Source organism: Pontimicrobium sp. MEBiC01747, from assembly GCF_053601635.1.
This window is the reverse complement of sequence record NZ_JBSHNS010000448.1, coordinates 1-2985: the sequence shown is the minus strand read 5'-3', so window position 1 is coordinate 2985 and position 2985 is coordinate 1. Positions and strand designations below refer to the sequence as shown.

General features: G+C 35.7%; 2 protein-coding genes. Both read right to left on the bottom strand.

Going from position 1 to position 2985, the window contains the following annotated elements; all coding sequences use genetic code 11:
- The coding region (locus tag ACVC2P_RS14775; RefSeq protein WP_452596600.1) for a type IX secretion system membrane protein PorP/SprF at nt 1–141 on the bottom strand (141 nt) is incomplete at its 3' end.
- A 19-nt stretch (nt 142–160) separates the two neighbouring features.
- Nucleotides 161–2985 (bottom strand): choice-of-anchor L domain-containing protein (locus tag ACVC2P_RS14770; RefSeq protein ID WP_452599225.1); only part of this gene is annotated, 2825 nt, incomplete at its 5' end.

Below are 2985 nucleotides of genomic sequence, written 5' to 3'. Positions count from 1 at the left end.
AGATACGGTTTCTGTAGACCCTGCATAGGCAGGGTTTATTACATTCATATTATACATATACTGCGTATACTGCGGGTCTTGTTGTGCATATAATTGATAGCCTAACAAGAATATGAAAATGGTATATATTAGTTTTTTCATTGGTTTTGTTTTCGTTTGTTTAGTAGTTTAAGTATATAAAAGTAGTAAGAGGTTGTTCAACATCTTTTAAATACACGTTATAGTAATAAGTTCCGACTGGAAGTAAGTTTCCATCTTGATCTGTACCACACCATTGGTCTACATATCCTGTTAATTCCCATACTTTAACACCGTAACGGTTAAACACCTGGGCTTTAGTAATATCTCGGCGGTCTTCTAAATGATCTAGTATTAAACAGTCGTTTACACCATCTCCGTTAGGAGATAATCCTTGTGGCTGATCTACACAGTTGGCATTTTCATAAAACTCTACAAACATTGCTGCTTCTCCTAAACAACCCGTTACATCATCAACAACTGTTGCTGTAATATCTCCTTGCTCTAAGGCTTCTGCTGTTAAAGTATATGTATTACTTGATGTCGACTGTACTAAATTCCCTTCTATATAGAAGTTATATGTTAATGGGTTTACTAGTTCGTCTGAGTTTTCTACATTAATAGAAATGTCATAATCTTCATTAGCACACTTAATAACATAATCTTCTTCAAAAGCTACTATTGGATTAGGGAAGAATTCTATTAAAACTTCATCCATAAAGAAACAGCTTGTTCCTGTTATTAATATTTCGGCTGTATATATTCCTGTTTCATCTACTGTAAGTGTAGGACCATTTTCTCCTGGTATTGGTTCTAAGATTCCTGGAATTTCAGGGTCTGTAAAATACCATGTAAGTACAGAGTTGTTTGGAATATCGATACCTATATCTAAAAGCACTTCATCTCCTAAACAGTTAGCGTTTCCACTAGTTAATAAGATGTCATCTCCTAAATCTATAGTACCAATATCGAAACTTCCAGCTGCTAAAAATACCGCTGAATCAAATAATGTATCTTGATCATCTGCTATTACTAGTTTAATATGGTATTGATCGTTAGGCACTACTGTTGCCATTGCTGTTATTGGTACTGTACGCCCTCTAAAATTAGTTGGACTTGTTAATGGGTTTTGGCCTATACCTGCACCAAAATCAAAAACATCATAATAAGCATCAAAGAACTCTGGGTTAACAGAAGCACAACCTCCATTAAATGCTTCGTCTCTTACATTAAGTACAGAGATAGGAGTCGCTGTTCCTGGTACTACGGCTAAGTTAACTGTATTTCCTGCTGCGTCGGTTAATAGGAATGCAAAAGCATCTGAGAATGTACACTGGAAACCTCCGTATTCTTCTGCCGCAAAAATAAAGTCGAAAGACATTTGTGGTGTTACTGGTACAAAATCGAACTCTAATATTGTTGCATTTCTAGTCTGTCCTGCTGGTAAACCAACTTCGTTTTCTAAATCTGCATCCCCTAACCAAGCAAAGGCTCCATCACTAATAGTTCCTGTTTCTGGTCCTGGCGCATTTAAAACATCTCCTGTTGTTAATATCACACCACTTTCGAAAGGAAAGTCAGATCCGTTTTGTTCAAAGTAACCAATACCATTAGTAGAACCAAAGTTTGTTCCTGTAGAGAATGTTATGTTAGAGACTAAAGAACATGGAGAATCTATTAATACATCTTCCACTAATTCTTCAACAGTATATTGATCTGTATTTGTAATGATTGGAGGTGGTAATGAGATAATACATAAATCGAAAGTAGTATTCTGGAAAGGTGTATTTCCATTAGAGAATACTTGTACGTAATATGTTTCTCCTATTGTTAAACCATTAGCAACTATTTGACCGTTATTAGGACAACCTATGTTTGTTAAGTTATTACAATCTGCTCCTTCATATAATCCAAAAGATAATGCAGTAGTATCACCTGCTATGTTAAGTAATGAGACTGCATGGTCTTCTGCTACGGCTTCAAATGAAAACCAAACATCATCATTTGCTGTTCCAAAACACACATTTCCTTGAGGAGATTGTGTTGCTCCATATATTGTTCCATTAGTAACATTAGTACAGTTACTGTCTGCATTTGCAACAGCTACAATTGCATTTTCACAATCATCGTTTGATGGTGGACATGCTGGTATGTTTAATACATCACTTGTTACAATACAGTTAGAGTCATCTTGGTTAGATACTACAACTGTAACATCTGTTCCTATTGGGTATGGCCCTATTTGTACTACACCAGTAGCTGTTGTACTTACTGTAGTAGTACCATCGTTAATATCTAAAGTTGTTGCACTACCTAAATCTGTAACATTAACATCTATAAAGAACTGATCTGTTCCACTTGCACAATCGTCTACCGCAGTAAATTCTACTGTATGAAAAAGACATGTTGCACATGATACAGAAACATCTATAGGCGTAAATCCGTTATTATCACAACTTATAGATCCATCTGACGTTACTGTAAAAGAGATTGAATCTCCTGTAGATTGATAAAGTAATCCTCCTACATCACCACCATTTCCATAAGGAGTTGCTGCATTTAAATCTGTTCCAGTTGCCACGTCTGTAACAACTAACTCATCCCATCCATCTTCTACTTGTCCTGAGTTGAATACAATGGTTAGTGGTGTGCCATCATTACTTGTAAATGTAAATACATTTGTATCGTTTGATGTATAGCAATATGTAAAATCTGTTGGCCCTACTGTACAATCTACATATTGGTCTAAGCAAATTTCTTGTGTTAAGGAGTCGCTTACTATAAAGCAGTTCCCATCGTTATCATTTGTTACTGTAACTACTACACCTGTGTTATTTGCATAAGGACCAAAAGAAACAACTCCTGTTGCGTTTACAACTTGAGAGTTTCCTTGATTGTCTGATACGGTAAGTGATGTTGCTGTTCCTAAATCTGTAATATCTGTTTCTACAAAAAACTGTGGTCCAT